The organism is Streptomyces sp. MRC013 (assembly GCF_023614235.1).
GTDB lineage: Bacteria > Actinomycetota > Actinomycetes > Streptomycetales > Streptomycetaceae > Streptomyces.
In genome coordinates this window covers 4,134,280-4,150,955 of record NZ_CP094264.1, presented here as the reverse complement: position 1 = coordinate 4,150,955, position 16,676 = coordinate 4,134,280, and the positions used below count along the sequence as shown (strand labels likewise).

General features: G+C 75.3%; 13 protein-coding genes, 2 pseudogenes and 1 riboswitch. Of the genes and pseudogenes, 7 read left to right on the top strand and 8 right to left on the bottom strand.

Features of this window, described 5'->3' with window-relative positions; all coding sequences use genetic code 11:
- Positions 1-90: 90 nt before the first annotated feature.
- Together LUW75_RS18830 and LUW75_RS18825 are read right to left on the bottom strand one after the other, a co-directional pair.
- Positions 91-456 carry an Rv2175c family DNA-binding protein gene (locus tag LUW75_RS18830; protein WP_250336665.1) on the bottom strand — a complete coding sequence of 122 codons (366 nt, stop codon included), beginning with the start codon at positions 454-456 and terminating at the stop codon, positions 91-93.
- A 75-nt stretch (positions 457-531) separates the two neighbouring features.
- Positions 532-1,812: an NAD(P)/FAD-dependent oxidoreductase gene (locus tag LUW75_RS18825; protein WP_462933752.1), complete on the bottom strand. Its 1,281-nt coding sequence runs from the start codon at positions 1,810-1,812 to the stop codon at positions 532-534.
- Positions 1,813-1,945: 133 nt separating this feature from the next.
- Positions 1,946-2,058, top strand: a riboswitch (TPP riboswitch).
- On the opposite strand from LUW75_RS18825, the gene thiO reads away from it, so the two are divergent.
- From thiO to LUW75_RS18800, 5 genes are all read left to right on the top strand, one after another.
- Positions 2,056-3,207: a glycine oxidase ThiO gene (gene thiO, locus LUW75_RS18820; protein WP_250336664.1), complete on the top strand. Its 1,152-nt coding sequence runs from the start codon at positions 2,056-2,058 to the stop codon at positions 3,205-3,207. Its footprint overlaps the riboswitch before it by 3 nt.
- On the top strand, positions 3,204-3,428 hold the full coding sequence (gene thiS, locus LUW75_RS18815; protein WP_250336663.1) for a sulfur carrier protein ThiS: 225 nt from the start codon (positions 3,204-3,206) through the stop codon (positions 3,426-3,428). Before thiO ends, thiS begins: the two co-directional genes overlap by 4 nt.
- A gap of 3 nt (positions 3,429-3,431) precedes the next feature.
- A complete protein-coding gene (locus LUW75_RS18810; protein ID WP_250336662.1) occupies positions 3,432-4,226 on the top strand; it encodes a thiazole synthase in 795 nt (264 codons plus the stop codon).
- A 79-nt stretch (positions 4,227-4,305) separates the two neighbouring features.
- Positions 4,306-6,291 carry a Stk1 family PASTA domain-containing Ser/Thr kinase gene (pknB, locus tag LUW75_RS18805; RefSeq protein WP_250336661.1) on the top strand — a complete coding sequence of 662 codons (1,986 nt, stop codon included), beginning with the start codon at positions 4,306-4,308 and terminating at the stop codon, positions 6,289-6,291.
- 76 nt (positions 6,292-6,367) lie between these two features.
- A complete protein-coding gene (locus LUW75_RS18800) occupies positions 6,368-7,201 on the top strand; it encodes a deoxyribonuclease IV (protein ID WP_250336660.1) in 834 nt (277 codons plus the stop codon).
- A 132-nt stretch (positions 7,202-7,333) separates the two neighbouring features.
- Here LUW75_RS18800 and LUW75_RS18795 read toward each other — a convergent pair whose 3' ends face one another.
- Entirely contained in the window at positions 7,334-7,966 is a 633-nt protein-coding gene (locus LUW75_RS18795; RefSeq protein WP_250336659.1) for a sulfite oxidase-like oxidoreductase, read from the bottom strand.
- Positions 7,967-8,119: 153 nt separating this feature from the next.
- Here LUW75_RS18795 and bfr point away from each other — a divergent pair, with 153 nt between their 5' ends.
- Positions 8,120-8,599, top strand: a complete 480-nt coding sequence (gene bfr, locus LUW75_RS18790; RefSeq protein ID WP_250336658.1) for a bacterioferritin — start codon at positions 8,120-8,122, stop codon at positions 8,597-8,599.
- 156 nt (positions 8,600-8,755) lie between these two features.
- On the opposite strand, the pseudogene LUW75_RS24735 reads toward bfr, so the two are convergent.
- Both LUW75_RS24735 and LUW75_RS18785 read right to left on the bottom strand, forming a co-directional pair.
- Positions 8,756-8,893, bottom strand: a pseudogene (locus LUW75_RS24735) ((2Fe-2S)-binding protein); the annotation flags it as partial.
- Positions 8,894-9,082: 189 nt separating this feature from the next.
- Entirely contained in the window at positions 9,083-10,438 is a 1,356-nt protein-coding gene (locus LUW75_RS18785) for a class II 3-deoxy-7-phosphoheptulonate synthase (RefSeq protein ID WP_250336657.1), read from the bottom strand.
- 186 nt (positions 10,439-10,624) lie between these two features.
- Between LUW75_RS18785 and LUW75_RS18780 the strand changes: the two genes are divergently transcribed.
- Positions 10,625-13,459: an N-acetylmuramoyl-L-alanine amidase gene (locus LUW75_RS18780; RefSeq protein ID WP_250336656.1), complete on the top strand. Its 2,835-nt coding sequence runs from the start codon at positions 10,625-10,627 to the stop codon at positions 13,457-13,459.
- A gap of 170 nt (positions 13,460-13,629) precedes the next feature.
- On the opposite strand, the gene LUW75_RS18775 is transcribed toward LUW75_RS18780, so the two are convergent.
- From LUW75_RS18775 to macS, 3 genes and pseudogenes are all read right to left on the bottom strand, one after another.
- Positions 13,630-14,634: a 2-hydroxyacid dehydrogenase gene (locus tag LUW75_RS18775; protein ID WP_250336655.1), complete on the bottom strand. Its 1,005-nt coding sequence runs from the start codon at positions 14,632-14,634 to the stop codon at positions 13,630-13,632.
- A gap of 113 nt (positions 14,635-14,747) precedes the next feature.
- Positions 14,748-15,422 (bottom strand): response regulator, encoded by a 675-nt coding sequence (locus tag LUW75_RS18770; protein WP_250336654.1) that lies wholly within the window; start codon positions 15,420-15,422, stop codon positions 14,748-14,750.
- Positions 15,419-16,629, bottom strand: a pseudogene (gene macS / locus LUW75_RS18765) (MacS family sensor histidine kinase). The gene LUW75_RS18770 and the pseudogene macS overlap by 4 nt, the downstream one beginning before the upstream one ends.
- Positions 16,630-16,676: the final 47 nt, after the last annotated feature.

Sequence of the window (16,676 nt, the reverse complement as noted above, 5' to 3'; positions counted from 1 at the left end):
TTCCCCCCGGGTCGGTGCGGCGGTGCGCGGGCGGGGCTCCGGGCCCTCTCTCCCGCGCGCCGCCCGGTGTCGGTGCGGCGGTGCGCGGACTCAGACGGCGAGCGCCTGGGCGCGGCGCTTCACCTCCGTGCCGCGGTTCTCCGCCAGGGCCTGCGCGGGCGTTCCCGGCAGGGACGGGTCCGGCGTGAAGAGCCACTCCAGCATCTCCTCGTCGGTGAAGCCGTCGTCCCTCAGCAGCGTCAGGGTGCCGGAGAGGCCCTTGACGACCCTGCCGTCCCGGATGAAGGCGGCGGGCACCTGCAGCGCCCGGTTCTCGCCGCGGCGCACGGCGATCAGCTGGCCCTCCTTGACGAGCTGCCGCACCCGCGTCACCTCGACGCCGAGCATCTCGGCGATGTCGGGGAGGTACAGCCAGGCGGGGACGAGCGCGTCGATCTTCGTGTCAATCTCGGTCACGCGACAAGCCTGCCATCCCGCACCGACAGCCGGTAGCCGGGCCCGCCGTCCGGGCCACGGGCCCGTGTCGGGCCGTCACCCGCGGACCGCGGACTTCAGCGGCACCGCCGGGTCCGCGACCAGCGCCGGATCGAGCGGGGTGCCCGCCTCGATGAGCCGCCGCCCCTGCGCCAGGTCACGCGGACGGCCCACCGCGAGCAGCGCCACCAGGGCGCCCTCCCGCAGCCACGCCAGGGTCCACGCCGGGTCGGCGGGGTCGCCGCGCCGGACGGTCGCGTCGGCGGACGCGTGGTGCCCGGCGTACTGGACGAAGCGGCCGAACTGCTCGGACCAGAAGTACGGCACCGGGTCGTACGGCCGGGGCTCCCCGCCCACGACGGCGGCGGCGACCGTGCGCGGCCCCTGCAGGGCGTTGTCCCAGTGGTGGACCAGGAGCCGCGTCCCGTACCGCGCCGACGGGAACGAGGCGCAGTCGCCGACCGCGTACACGTCCGGCACGGAGGTGCGCAGGCGGTCGTCGGCGACGACCGCGCCGTCCGGGCCGAGCGCCACGCCGGAGCCGCGCAGCCAGCCGGTGGCGGGCCGCGCCCCGACGCCGACGACGACGGCCCCGGCGGGCAGGGTCCGCCCGTCGGCCAGGACGACCCGGCCGGGCTCGACCCGCTCCACGCGCGCGCCGGTCAGCAGCCGGACGCCGCCCTCCTCGTACCAGGCGGCCATCGGCTCGGCGGCCTCGGCCGGCAGGGCGCCGGCGAGCGGCCGGGCCGCGGCCTCGACGACGGTGACCGCGCAGCCCGCCTCCCGGGCGGCCGTGGCGAATTCGGCGCCGATCCAGCCGGCGCCGACGACCACCACCTCCCGCCGCCCGGCGAGGACCGGGCGCAGCCGCTCGGCGTCGTCCAGGGTCCGCAGCAGGTGGACGCCGGGGACGCCCTCGGCGCCTGGCAGGGTGAGCGGGACGGCGCCGGTCGCCACGACCAGCACGTCGTACGGGACGGGGCCGGCCTCCGTGTCGACCTCGTGGTCGCCGGGGCGCAGCCCGGTCACCTCGACGCCGAGGCGCAGCTCGACGCCGAGCGAGGCGAAGTCCACCTCGAACGCGGAGCCCTCGGCCTCGCCGAGCAGGTACGCCTTGGACAGCGGCGGCCTGTCGTACGGCTGGTGGGGTTCGGCGCCCAGGACCAGCACCTGTCCGGTGAACCCCTGCTCACGCAGGGCGACGGCGGTCTGCACCCCGGCCATCCCGGCGCCGACGACGACCACGCGCCGCCCGTCCGCGGGGCCGCGCCCGGCCCCGGGCCCCTGCCGCGGTTCCGGGGACCGCGGCCCCCGCTCCTCGTGCCTCTGCTCGCTCACGCGATCACCTTACGCAGGGGCCACACCGCCGGGAAGCCGCCCCGGCCGGGTGCCCGACCGGGATCCCCGGGGCCCGGCGGACGGACCCGGGCTCCCTTACCGGGGTTCGGGGCGGGGGGTTAGTCTGGCCACGCCAGAACATCGCGGGAGCCCGGCGCACCGGGCTGAGAGGGAGGCTGGGGCGGCCTCCGACCGTACGAACCTGATCCGGGTCATGCCGGCGAAGGGAGGGGCTGGACGCCCATGTCACGCGACACCTCGGACGTCCTCGTCATCGGGGGCGGGATCATCGGCCTGGTCACGGCCTGGCGGGCGGCGCAGCGCGGGCTGCGCACCGCCGTGGCGGATCCGGAGCCGGGCGGCGGCGCCGCCCGGGTGGCGGCGGGGATGCTCGCCGCGGTGACGGAGCTGCACTACGGGGAGGAGACGCTCCTCGGCCTCAACCTCGCCTCCGCGGAGCGCTACCCGGACTTCGTCGCCGAGCTGCGGGACGCGACCGGCCTGGACGTCGGCTTCCGCGCCAGCGGCACGCTCGCCGTGGCACTGGACGCCGACGACCGGGCCCACCTGCGGGAGCTGCACGCGCTGCAGCTGCGGTGCGGGCTCGCATCGGAGTGGCTGACGGGCCGGGAGTGCCGGCGCCTGGAACCGATGCTGGCGCCCGGTGTGCGCGGCGGGCTGCGGGTGGACGGCGACCACCAGGTCGACCCGCGGCGGCTGGCGGCGGCGCTGGTGGCGGCCTGCGAGCGGGCCGGGGTGGTCTTCCACCGGGCGCGGGCGGACCGGCTGTCGGTGGTGCGGGACCGGGCGGCGGGGGCGGTCCTCTCGGACGGCACGCGGCCGGCGGCGGACCGGGTGGTGCTGGCCGCGGGGAGCCTGAGCGGGCGGCTGGACGGCGTGCCGGACGCGGTGCTCCCGCCGGTGCGGCCGGTGAAGGGGCAGGTACTGCGGCTGGCGGTGCCGGAGGCGTACGCGCCGTTCCTGAGCCGGACGGTGCGGGCGGTCGTCCGGGGCGGCCACGTGTACCTGGTGCCGCGGGAGAACGGCGAGCTGGTCGTCGGCGCGACGAGCGAGGAGATGGGCTGGGACACGACGGTCACCGCGGGCGGGGTGTACGAGCTGCTGCGCGACGCCCACGAGCTGGTGCCGGGCGTCACGGAGCTGCCGCTCACCGAGACGTGCGCCGGGCTGCGGCCCGGTTCGCCCGACAACGCGCCGCTGCTGGGCCCGTCCGCCCTGCCGGGCCTGCACCTGGCGACCGGCCACCACCGCAACGGCGTACTGCTCGCCCCCGTCACCGGGGACGTGATGGCCTCCGTGCTGACGACCGGGGAGCTGCCCGAGGTCGCCCGCGCCTTCACGCCCGCCCGATTCGCCCCCACAGGAGTGTCATGACGAACCAGGTACGCGCCGTCGTCACCGTCTCGGTGAACGGCGAGCCGCGCGAACTTACCTCCCCGGTCACCCTCGACGCGGTGGTGGCCGCGCTGACCGCGGCCCCCTCGGGGGTGGCCGCGGCGGTCAACGAGACGGTCGTCCCGCGCGGCGGGTGGGCGTCCACCGTCCTCGCGGACGGCGACCGGGTCGAGGTCCTCACCGCGGTGCAGGGGGGCTGAGCCGTGGCCGACGACCGTCTCACCATCGCCGGGACCTCCTTCGACTCCCGGCTGATCATGGGTACGGGCGGGGCGCCCAGCCTCGACGTGCTGGAGCGGGCCCTCGTGGCGAGCGGCACGCAGCTGACGACCGTGGCGATGCGGCGGATCGACCCCTCCGTCCACGGCTCGGTGCTGTCCGTGCTGGACCGGCTGGGCATCCGGGTCCTGCCGAACACGGCCGGGTGCTTCACGGCGGGCGAGGCCGTGCTGACGGCCCGCCTGGCCCGCGAGGCGCTCGGTACGGACTGGGTGAAGCTGGAGGTCGTGGCGGACGAGCGGACGCTGCTGCCGGACCCGGTCGAACTGCTGGACGCCGCGGAGACGCTGGTGGACGACGGCTTCACGGTCCTGCCGTACACGAACGACGACCCGGTCCTGGCGCGGCGGCTGGAGGACGTGGGCTGCGCGGCGGTCATGCCGCTGGGATCGCCCATCGGCTCCGGGCTCGGGATCCGCAACCCGCACAACTTCCGGCTGATCGTGGAGCGGGCGCGGGTGCCGGTGATCCTGGACGCGGGCGCGGGGACGGCGTCGGACGCGGCGCTGGCGATGGAGCTGGGCTGCGCCGCGGTGATGCTGGCGTCCGCGGTGACCCGGGCGCAGGAGCCGGTGCTGATGGCGGAGGCGATGCGGCACGCGGTGGAGGCGGGGCGGCTCGCCCACCGGGCCGGCCGCATCCCGCGCCGCCACTTCGCGCACGCCTCCTCCCCCGCCGAGGGCCGCGCCGCCCTCGACCCGGAGCGGCCGGCCTTCTGAGCGGCGCCCGCCCGCCTCCCCGGGCGCGGCCGCGCCCGGGGAGGCGGGCGGGCCGGGAGGGGCTCGTAGACTCGGGCGCGTGGACACCACCCTTCACGACCCGCTCGTCGGCCGGCTCCTCGACGGCCGCTACCGCGTCGACGCACGCATCGCCGTCGGCGGCATGGCCACGGTCTACCGGGCGGTCGACACCCGCCTCGACCGCGACCTCGCCCTGAAGGTGATGCATCCGTCGCTGGCGGCCGACGCGTCGTTCGTGGAGCGGTTCATCCGCGAGGCGAAGTCCGTGGCACGGCTCTCCCACCCGAACGTGGTGGGCGTCTTCGACCAGGGCGCGGACGGACCGTACGTCTACCTGGCGATGGAGTACGTCGCCGGCTGCACGCTGCGCGACGTGCTCCGCGAACGCGAGGCGCTGTCCCCGAGGGCCGCGCTGGACGTCCTGGAGCCGGTGCTCGCCGCGCTCGGGGCGGCGCACCGGGCCGGGTTCGTCCACCGGGACATGAAGCCGGAGAACGTCCTGATCGGCGACGACGGCCGGGTCAAGGTCGCCGACTTCGGCCTCGTCCGGGCGGTCGGCACGGCCACCCACACCACCGGGGCCGTCCTGGGCACCGTGTCGTACCTGGCGCCGGAGCAGATCGAGCACGGCACCGCCGACACCCGCACCGACGTGTACGCGTGCGGGGTCGTCCTGTACGAGATGCTGACCGGCGCCAAGCCGCACGGCGGCGACACCCCCGCCCAGGTCCTCTACCAGCACCTGAACAACGACGTCCCGGCCCCCTCGGCCGCCTTCCCCGGGCTCGCCCCGGAGCTGGACGCGCTGGTGGCCGCCGCCACGGCGCGGGACGCCGGGGCCCGCCCGCGCGACGCCGTGGCGCTGCTCGCCCGGGTCCGCGCCGTGCGGGCCGCCCTCGACGACGCGCGGCTGGACCTGGCGCCTCCGGCCGGGCGCGGCGAGGCGCGCACGGACGCGGCGGTGCCGGTCGCGACGGCCGGGCCCGACGACGTGACGAGCGTCCTCGCCCGTCCGCTGCCCGCGGGCGCGGGCGTGGACGCGGAGCGCACGAGCCTGCTGGAGGGGCCGCCGGAGTCCGCCACGCGCCCGCAGCCGCGTCCCGAGCCACCTGCGGGAGCCGGGCTCCGCCGCGGCCTCGCGGCCCCCGGCCGGCGGCGGGGGCTCGTGGCGGTCCTGGCCGCCGTGCTGCTGGTCCTCGGGGGCGGCGCCGGCGTCTGGTACATCGGCTCCGGCCAGTTCACCCGCGTCCCGGCCACCGGTCTGCTCGGCAAGACCCGGGCGGAGGCCGAGCGGCGGCTCGCGGACGAGGGGCTCGACGTCGGCTCGACGCGCGAGGAGTTCAGCGGCGCGTACGAGCGGGGCACGGTCATGGGCACCGACCCGGCGCCCGGTGAGCGCATCCGCGGCAACGGCTCGGTGGACCTCGTCGTCTCGCGCGGCCCGAGGATCGTGGAGGTGCCGGACCTGAGGGGCCGGCCGCTGGCCGCCGCGAAGGAGCTGCTGCGCCGGGCGGGGCTGGCGGTGGGCGTCGTCACCGAGGAGTTCGACGGCGGGGTGGCGAAGGGCTCGGTCGTCAGCAGCGACCCGCCGGCCGGCACCGAGCGGTCGCCGGACGCCGCCGTGGCGCTGGTGGTCAGCAGAGGGGCCCCGATCAACGTGCCGACCGCCGTCGGACGGCCGCTTGAGGAGGCCCGCACCGCCCTGACCGGCGCCGGGTTCCGGGTGGAGGTCGCCGAGGAGCGCGTGCACTCCCCGCACTCCTCCGGTTCGGTCGCCGCCCAGTCCCTTCCGGCGGGTGCCCGCGCCGCCGAGGGCGACACCGTGACGCTGACGCTCTCCAAGGGCCCCCGCATGGTCGCCGTACCGGACGTGACGGGCGAGGACGTCGACGAGGCCGTGCGGAAGCTGGAGGCGGCGGGCTTCGAGGTGAAGGTCGAGAGGGCCTTCCCGTACCTGGACGACACCGTCGGCGCGCAGTCCGTGCCCGGCGGCGGCACCGCCCCCGAGGGCGGCACGATCACCGTCAGGACCGAGGGGATCTGACCGCCCGTGCCTCCCCGTCCCCCCGCCCCCGCCCGCCCGGCGGGCGCCCCCCCGCCCCGTCGGCGCCCACGTCCCGGTGGCCGGCGGCCTGGCCGCCACCGGCCTCGCCCACGCCCGCGAGATCGGCGCCGAGGCCGTCCAGGTCTTCGTCGCCAACCCGCGCGGCTGGGCCACCCCGGCCGGCAACCCGGCGCAGGACGCGGTGTTCCGCGACCGGTGCGCCGCCGAGGGCATACCGGCGTACGTCCACGCCCCCTACCTGATCAACTTCGGCTCGCACACGGAGGCCACCGCCGAGCGGTCCGTGGGGTCCCTGCGCCACTCGCTGCGCCGGGCCCGGGCGATCGGCGCCCGGGGCGTCGTCGTCCACACCGGCTCGGCGACCGGCGGACGGCCCCGCGCGGAGGCGCTCGCGCAGGTGCGGGAGCGGTTGCTGCCGCTGCTCGACGAGCTGACGCACGACGACGACCCGTTCCTGCTGCTGGAGTCGACGGCCGGGCAGGGCTCGTCGCTCTGCTCCCGGACCCGGGACTTCGGGCCGTACTTCGAGGCCCTGGACGCCCACCCCCGGCTCGGCGTCTGCCTGGACACCTGCCACGTCTTCGCCGCCGGCCACGACCTGACCGGGGCCGACGGGATGCGCAGGACGCTGGACCTGCTGGTGGGGACGGTCGGCGAGGGACGGCTGAAGCTGATCCACGCCAACGACTCCAAGGACGTGGCCGGGGCGCGCAAGGACCGGCACGCCAACATCGGTGCCGGGCACATCGGGGAGGAGCCCTTCGCGGAGCTGATGCGCCACCCCGCCACGGAGGGCGTGCCGCTGATCGTCGAGACGCCGGGCGGCAAGGAGGGCAACGCCGGGGACGTGGCGCGGCTCAAGGCCCTGCGGGCGGCGCCCCGGCCCTGACCCCGACGGCCCTCCGGGGCACGCGGCCCGGTCGCCGGGGCGGGAGCCGCCCGCCGGCACCGCCCGGGCGCCGCCGTCCCGTGCCGGGTCCGGACGCGTGCCTCCGGCGGGGGCGCGCCGCGGGGCCGGGGGTCAGGGCTCCGGGCCGTCCCCGGGCTCCTCCTGGTACGAGTAGCGCTGCTCGGCCCACGGGTCGCCGATGTTGTGGTAGCCGCGCTCCTCCCAGAAGCCGCGGCGGTCGGCGGTCATGTACTCGACGCCGCGGACCCACTTGGGGCCCTTCCAGGCGTAGAGGTGGGGCACGATGAGCCGGAGCGGGAAACCGTGCTCCGCGGTGAGCGGCTCGCCGTCCTTGTGGGTGGCGAAGACGGTGCGCTCGGAGGCGAAGTCCGCCAGCCGCATGTTGGCGCTGAAGCCGTACTCGGCCCACACCATCACATGGCTGGCGTCGGGGGCGGGCGGGGCCAGCTCCAGCACCGTGCGCGCGGGGACGCCTCCCCATTCGGCCCCGACCATGCTGAACCTCGTGACGCAGTGCAGGTCGGCGACGACGGTGGAGAACGGCAGCGCGGTGAACTCCTCGTGGCTCCAGCAGCGCTTCCCGCCGTCCGCCGTGGCGCCGAAGACCCGGAAGTCCCAGCGTTCGGGCCGGAACCTGGGGACGGGGCCGTAGTGGGTGACCGGCCAGCCGCGCTGCAGACGCTGTCCCGGCGGAAGCGCGGGCTCCTCCGCCGTCCGGTGTTCCCCGCTCTCCGGCTGACCCATGCCCCCAATGGTGACAGACCGGGAGGGGTGGTTACGACCGAAGTACAGGACGAATGGGGCAAGCTCTATCGAGTAGTCATCTACTGGATGATCCTCCCCCGCGGTGCGCGGATGCGCGCATCCCGCCCCGCCCCTACGGAAGGAGCCTCTGCCATGCAGGGAGACCCCGAGGTCCTCGAGTTCCTCAACGAGCAGCTGACCGCCGAGCTGACCGCGATCAACCAGTACTTCCTCCACTCGAAGATGCAGGAGAACTTCGGGTGGACGAGGCTCGCGAAGTACACCCGCGCGGAGTCCTTCGACGAGATGAGGCACGCGGAGGTGCTCACGGACCGGATCCTCCTCCTGGAGGGCCTGCCGAACTACCAGCGGCTCTTCCACGTCCGCGTGGGCCAGACGGTGACGGAGATGTTCCACGCCGACCGCGAGGTCGAGGTGGAGGCGATCGACCGGCTGCGGCGCGGCATCCGGGTGATGCGCGACAAGGGCGACGTCACCTCGGCCAACGTCTTCGAGGCGATCCTCGCCGACGAGGAGCGGCACATCGACTACCTGGACACGCAGCTGGAGCTGGTGCAGAAACTCGGGGAGTCGCTGTACCTGGCGACGATCGTCCAGCAGCCGGAGGGGTAGGCCCGCCGCCCGGCGGTGCCGCGGTCCCTCAGGCGACCTCGGAGAGGCCCCGGAGCGCCGGGGACGGTGCCGCGGGGACCGGGGGAGGCCGGACAGCGCCGGGCCGCCCTGCTCCACCAGCTCCCGCCGCGGGCAGGCGCCCCGGCCCAGGATGGCCTGGATGCGGCGTACGCAGGAGCCGCAGTCGGTGCCCGCCTTGCAGGCCGAGGCTATCTGGCGCGGGGTGCAGGCACCGGCGTCCGCGTGCTCCCTGACCTGCCTCTCGGTGATGCCGAAGCACGAGCAGACGTACACGCGGGTCACCTTCCTGCAGGTCGCGGCCGACAATCCCCGCCCGGTCGGTGAGGTTAACCTAACCTTACCTGTGGGGTGCGGTGCGCGGAAGCCCGGGACGCCCCGGACGAAGCGGTGGGGCGCGGATCACACGGATCCGCGCCCCACCTGCGCGTCGGCGCCGTCCCCGAGGGGGACGGCGTCCGCCGCTCACTGGTCCCGGTACATCTCCGCCACCAGGAACGCCAGGTCCAGCGACTGGCTGCGGTTGAGCCGCGGGTCGCAGGCCGTCTCGTAGCGCTGGTGCAGGTCGTCGACGAAGATCTCGTCGCCGCCGCCGACGCACTCGGTGACGTCGTCGCCGGTCAGCTCGACGTGGATGCCGCCCGGGTGCGTGCCGAGCGCCTTGTGGACCTCGAAGAAGCCCTTGACCTCGTCCAGGACGTCGTCGAAGCGGCGCGTCTTGTGGCCCGAGGCCGCCTCGAAGGTGTTGCCGTGCATCGGGTCGGCGACCCAGGCGACGACCGCGCCCGCGGCCGTGACCTTCTCCACCAGCTCGGGGAGCCTGTCGCGGACCTTGTCGGCGCCCATGCGGACGATGAAGGTCAGCCGGCCCGGCTCGCGATCCGGGTCCAGGCGGTCGACGTAGGTGAGCGCCTCGTCGACCGTGGTCGTCGGGCCGAGCTTGATGCCGATCGGGTTGCGGATCCGGGACGCGAACTCGATGTGCGCGTGGTCGAGCTGGCGCGTGCGCTCGCCGATCCACAGCATGTGGCCCGACGTGTCGTACAGGTCGCCGGTGCGCGAGTCGACACGGGTCAGCGCCGACTCGTAGGCGAGGAGCAGCGCCTCGTGGGAGGCGAAGAACTCGACCGTGCGGAACTCGGCCGGGTCCGTGCCGCACGCCTTCATGAAGCTGAGGGCGTTGTCGATCTCGCGGGCCAGCTGCTCGTACCGCTGGCCGGAGGGGGAGGACTTCACGAAGTCCTGGTTCCAGGCGTGCACCTGGCGCAGGTCGGCGTAGCCGCCGGTGGTGAAGGCGCGGACCAGGTTCAGCGTCGAGGCGGAAGCCTGGTACATGCGCTTGAGCCGCTGCGGGTCCGGGACGCGCGCCTCCTCGGTGAAGTCGAAGCCGTTGACGGAGTCGCCGCGGTACGTCGGCAGGGTCACGCCGTCGCGGGTCTCGGTGGGCTTGGAGCGCGGCTTCGAGTACTGGCCGGCGATCCGGCCCACCTTCACGACGGGCACGGAGGCGGCGTACGTCAGCACGGCGCCCATCTGCAGGAGGGTCTTCAGCTTGGCCCGGATGTCCTCGGCGCCGACCGCGTCGAAGGACTCCGCGCAGTCCCCGCCCTGGAGCAGGAACGCCTCGCCCCGGGCGACGGCCCCCATCCTGGCCCGCAGCTGGTCGCACTCGCCGGCGAAGACGAGCGGCGGATACGACTCGAGGTCGGCGATCACGTCGCGCAGAGCCTCGGCGTCCGGGTACTCGGGCTGCTGCGCCGCGGGCAGGTCTCGCCAGGTCGCCCGGGCGGCGACGGCGTGGGGGTCGGCGTTCACGGTCACCTCGACCACATTACGCGCTGCGGGCGGACGGCACGTATGAGACCAGGAAATGAGACGGCCTTCTCCGGATCCGGACACGGAGGCGGCCGACAACCCGGCGGATCCGGGCGGAGGCGGGTTTGGTAGCGTCACGCGCTCTTGGGCCAGATCATCTGCCCGGCCGCGAACTTCACACAGGGGTGGGACTTGAGCGCCGATCACCGAAGAGACCGCAAGAAGAGAAGGTTCCTGACGTACGCCGTCGCCTCGGCGGTGGCCGTCGCGACGACCGCCGGCACCCTCGCCGTGGCCTCCCCGGGCCTCCTCGGCTCCTCCGGTGCCGTGGCCGCGGCGCCGGGCACGGAGCTGCAGACCCGGTTCGAGGAGGCCGCCCGCGAGTTCGACGTCCCGGTGAGCGTGCTGATGGCGGTGGCGTACCGGCAGACGCGCTGGGAGAGCCACGACGGCCTGCCCAGCACCACCGGCGCGTACAACGTCATGGGCCTCACCCAGGTCGACCCGGAGGACCTGGAGGACGGCCACGGCCACGGGGACGACGAGCACCGCCTCGCCCACATGAACCGCAGCGGCGACCCGAACGTCGAGAAGCACTTCGACGCGGAGAAGGCGCTGAGGTCGGTCCGCGAGAAGCCCGTCGACACGAGCGACCCGCGGCTGCACACGCTGGACGAGGCCGCCGAGCTGGCCGACGCCTCCCCCGAAGCGGTGCGCGAGGACCCCGCGCAGAGCGTCCGCGCCGGCGCGGCGCTCCTCGCCGAGTACCAGCGCGAGGCCACCGGCGCCCTGCCCGACGAGCCGGGCGCGTGGTACCCGGCCGTCGCCCGCTACAGCCAGGCGCCCGACCGCAAGGGCGCCCAGCTGTTCGCGAAGCGCGTCTTCGAGTCGATCCGGACCGGCGAGCGGCGGGTCACCGGCGACGGCCAGCGGCTGTCCCTGCCGGCCGACCCGTCCGTGAAGCCGGCCCCGTCGGCGAAGGTCCCGCTCGCCGCGACCTCCGCCGGTGCGAGCGCCGTCCCGGCCCCCGACTGCCCGACCGGCCTGAACTGCGACTTCCGCCCGGCCGCGTACAAGCAGAACAGCGGCCCGGACGACTGGGGCAACTACAACGTCGCCGACCGCCCGGCGAACGGCCACGACATCCGGTACATCGCCATCCACGACACGGAGGGCGGCTACGACGGGTCGCTCGCGGTCTTCCAGAACTCCAGCACCTACGCCAGCGCCCACTACATGGTCCGCGCCTCCGACGGCCTGGTCACCCAGATGGTGGAGAACAAGAACGAGGCGTGGCACGCGGGCAACAAGACCCTCAACGTGCACTCGATCGGCATCGAGCACGAGGGCTACGCGATCAAGGAGGGCAGCTGGTACACGGAGCCGCAGTACGAGTCGTCCGCGGCGCTCGTGAAGCACCTCGCCGCCAAGTACGGCATCCCGCTCGACCGCGAGCACATCATCGGCCACGACGAGATACCGGGCGTCCTGGACACCAAGGTCCGCGCCCAGCACTGGGACCCGGGCCCGTTCTGGGACTGGAACCACTACATGTCCCTGATGGGCGCCCCCACGGGCGCCGGCGGCGCGGGCGGCCCGCTCAGGGCGGGGCAGCTCGTCCGCTTCGTCCCGCCGTTCACCTCGGCCAACCAGCCGAAGCTGACGAACAACGGCACCGCGGTCACGCCGCAGCCGGCGAACTTCGGCTACCTCTACACCTCGCCCTCCACCGGCTCCGCCACGATCGGCGACCCCTACCTGGGGGCGCAGACCTGGAGCGAGGGCTGGAACTGGGGCAACAAGCTCGTCGCCGGCGGCACGTACGTCGTCGCCGAGGCGCGCAACGACTGGACGGCGGTCTGGTACGGCGGCCAGAAGGCGTGGTTCCGCAACCCGGGCGGCCAGTACACCGCGCCCGTGAAGTCCGGGACCGCGCTGCGGGCGAAGGCCGGCGTGACCGTCAAGGTGTACGGGCGCAGCTACCCGGAGGACGCGGCGTACGCGGGCACGGGCGTGCCGGTGCAGGACCAGAACACCGCGCACCTGACCAAGTACAGCCTCCCGGCCGGGCAGCTGTACACGCTGGCCGGCGCGGCCGTGCCGGGCACGTACTACTACGGCGGCACGTTCGACGGCACGGGCACCGGCTCCCGGACCCTGGTGCGGGGGAGCAACTCCTTCTACCCCATCCGCTACAACCACCGCTTCGCGTGGGTCAGCGCGGCCGACGTGGAGAAGGTCGAGCCCACCGCCCCGGACCCGGGCACCGACCGCTACAACACCCTCGCCCGCGACGGCTCCGGCGTGCTGTGGCAGTACCAGGGCACCGGCGGCGCGGCCTCCCCGTTCTTCACCCGCTACCGGGTCGGCAGCGGGTGGGGCGCGTACGACACGATCACCTCGATGACGGCGCTGCGCGCGGACGGCACGGGTGACGCGGTGGCCCGCGACGGCTCCGGCGGCCTGTGGTACTACCGGGGCAGCGGCAACCCGTCGGCGCCGTTCGCCGCCCGGGTGTACGTCGGCAGGGGCTGGCAGATCTACAACCTGATGAGCGGCGCCCGGGACCTCACCGGCGACGGCCTCGCGGACCTCGTCGCCCGCGACGGCTCCGGCTACCTGTGGCTGTACCGGGGCACCGGCGTCCCCTCCGCCCCGTTCGCCGCCCGCGTCTCGGTCGGCAAGGGCTGGCAGGCGTACCCCACGATGACCGACACCGGCGACCTCACCGGCGACGGCAGGCCCGACATGGTCGCCCGCGACGGCTCGGGCGTGATGTGGCTGTACCGGGGCACCGGCAGCGCCACCGCGCCGTTCGCCGCCCGCACGACGATCGGCAAGGGCTGGCAGGTCTACAACACGCTGCTCGGCCCGAGCGACCTGAACAGGGACGGCCGGCCGGACCTGATCGCCCGCGACGGCAACGGCGAGATGTGGTTCTACCGGGGCACCGGCAGCGCCACCGCGCCGTTCGCCGCCCGCACGACGATCGGCAAGGGCTGGCAGGTCTACGACCTGTTCGTCTGACGCACCCGCCCCTCCCGGCGCGCACCGGCCCGCGGCACGCGGCCCGTCCCCTCGTGGGACGGCCCGCGGCGCCGCGGGCCGTCGCGTCGGTGCGGGCGGCCCCGCCGGGGCGCGGCCCCGGGCCGGTGCCCGCGCCGGACGCGCCGGACGGGCCGGGCGGGCGGGCCGGGTCAGGCGGGTCGGCCGGCGGGGACCAGCACGTTCTCGCTGCGGCGGCCCTCGGCGTAGTCGGTGACGTTCCGCAGCGTCGCCTCGACGATCTGGCCCACCGCCTCGGCCGTGTAGTACGCCTGGTGGCTGGTGACCAGCACGTTCGGGAAGGTCATCAGCCGGGCCAGGGTGTCGTCGTCGACGCCCACCAGGGACTTGTCGAGGTGGAACAGCCCGGCCTCCGCCTCGTACACGTCGAGGCCGACGCCCGCGAACCGGCCGGCGCGCAGCTGGGCGACGAGGGCCTCGGTGTCGACGAGGCCGCCGCGGCTGGAGTTCACCAGGATCGCGTCGTCCTTCATCGAGGCGAGGGCGTCGCCGTCCAGGAGGTGCCGGGTCTCCGGGGTCAACGGCACGTGCAGGCTGACCAGGTCGGAGGCGGCGAGGAGCTCCTCCTTCCCGACGTACGCCATGCCGAGCTCGCGGCAGGCCGGGTTCTCGACCAGGTCCCAGCCGAGGAGGCGCATGCCGAAGCCGTGCCCGATCCGGGTGAACGCCTCCCCGATCTTGCCGGTGCCGAGCACGCCGACGGTGCGGCCCCGCATGTCGCGCCCGAGGAGGCCGTCGAGGCGGAAGTCGAAGTCCCGGGTGCGGTGGGCGGCGCGGACGACGCGGCGGTTCACCGCCATGGCGAGGGTCCACGCGAACTCGGCCACGGAGTAGGGCGAGTAGTACGACACGCGGGCCACGGTCAGGCCGAGGCCGCGGGCGACGTCGAGGTCGATGTTGTTGAAGCCGGTGGAGCGCTGGGCGATCATCCGGGTGCCGCCGGCGGCGAGGACGCGCAGGACGCCGGCGCCGAGGTCGGCGTTGACGCTGGTGGAGACGGCCTCGTGGCCCGCGGCGAGGGGGGCGGTGTCCTCCGTCAGGAAGACGTCCAGGCAGCGCAGGCCGTGGCGGCCCGCGAAGGCGCGCTCCAGAAGGGGCTTCTCGTCGGCCTGCACGCCGAAGGCCAGGACGTCCACGGTGCCTCCCGCCGGTCGGTGCGGTCACCGCGAATATACGGCCCCGCCGCGGGCGCCGCCCTCCCGCCGCGCCGCGCCGGGACGGGACGGCGGAGGGCGGCCGGGCACCGGTGTCAGGCGTCGTCCAGCCCGCGCTCTATGGCGTAGCGGACCAGCTCGACGCGGTTGTGGAGCTGGAGCTTGCCCAGGGTGTTCTGGACGTGGTTCTGGACCGTGCGGTGGGAGATGACGAGCCGTTCGGCGATCTGCTTGTAGCTCAGGCCCTTGGCCACCAGGCGGAGCACCTCCGTCTCGCGGTCGGTCAGGCGGGGCGCGCCCGGCTCGGAGGCGCCGCGGGCCGGCGCGGGCTCGGCGGCCAGGCGGCGGTACTCGCCGAGCACCAGGCCGGCGAGGCCGGGAGTGAAGACCGCGTCGCCCGCGGCCGTGCGCCGCACCGCTTCGAGGAGCTCGGCGGTGCTGGCGGACTTCAGCAGGTACCCGGTGGCGCCGGACTTCACGGCCTCCAGGACGTCGGCGTGCTCCCCGCTCGCGGAGAGCACCAGGACCCGCACGGGCGGATCGCCGTCGGCGGCGAGCTCCTTGCAGACCTGGACGCCCGGCCTGCCCGGCAGGTTCAGGTCGAGGACCAGCACGTCGGGGGCGGTGGCGCGGGCGCGGCGTACGGCCTGGTCGCCGTCGCCCGCCGTGGCCACCACGTCGAACCCCGCCTCGGCCAGGTCGCGCGCGACGGCGTCCCGCCACATCGGGTGGTCGTCGACCACCATCACCCTGATCGGCCGTTCCGTCATCGTTCCGCCTTCCCCCGTGGGACCTTCAACTCGACTTCCGTGCCCTGGCCGGGCACCGAGACCAGCTCCGCCGTGCCGCCCAGGTCCCGCAGCCTGCCGCGGATGGACTGGGCCACGCCGAGGCGTCCCTCGCTCTCCGCCTGGGCGAGGCGCCCGTCGGGGATGCCCGGTCCGTCGTCGCGCACGGTCACGACGACCTCGTCGGGCCAGTCCTCGACGAGTATCCACGCCCGGGCGCCGGGTCCCGCGTGCTTGCGCACGTTGTCCAGGGCGGCGCCGACGGCGGCCGCCAGCTCGGCCGCCGCGGGCCGCGGCAGCAGGACCGGGGCGCCCGGCTCGGCGAAGGTGACGCGGGAGCCGGCGTACGGGGCCAGGAGGGTCCGCAGGTCCTGCCGGCCGTCCCCCTCGCCGGGCCCGCCGGGCCCGCCGGCCGGACGGGCGGCGGCCCCCGCGGGGCGTCCTCGCGGACACCGGAGGGCCGGCCGAGGCCGCCGGCGACCAGGGTGCGCAGGGCGACCTCCTGCTCGCCCGCCATCCGGCCGAGTTCGGCCGCCTCGCCGCCCAGGGCGGTGCCGCGGCGCTGCACCATGGCCAGCACCTGGAGGACCGAGTCGTGGATGTCGCGGGCCAGGCGCTCCCGCTCGCGGGTGGCGGCCTCGATCTCCAGCGCCCGGGCGAGCGTCCGCTCGGAGGCCCGGGCGACCTCGACGACGTACCCGATCGCGATGGACGCCACCCAGACGAGCAGCACGTTGTGGAGCGTGTCGCGGCTGGGCTCGCCGCGCTGGACGACGTTGGCGACGGCGACCAGCGAGGACGCGAAGCCGGCCCAGCGCCAGCCGCCCTTGATCGCGTAGGCGAGGACCGCGCCCGCCGCCCAGATGCCGGGCAGGGTGGGGCCGTCCTGGGCCTGGGCGTCGCTGTCGGCGAGCGGGGTGAGCAGGATGCCGGCGAGCGCGAGGGCGAGGTCGGCTGCGAGGAACCGCCGGGTGCAGCGGGCGGCGCCGGACACCTTCGGCAGGGTCGCCAGCGTCCACGCGCTCAGCGCCGCGAGGAAGCCGACGGCGACCCACGGCCGCTCGAAGTCGCCGCGGTTGACCGCGAAGAGGAGGTCCGCGTAGACCATGGTGAGGACGCGGTACGCGGTGAGCGCACGCCACAGCGGCTGCTCCACGGACATGCGGACCACCCGCTCGCGCCCGGTCATCTCCCCCACCCCCGCGTACGACCCGCGCGCCGCCCGGGCGCCGGGTG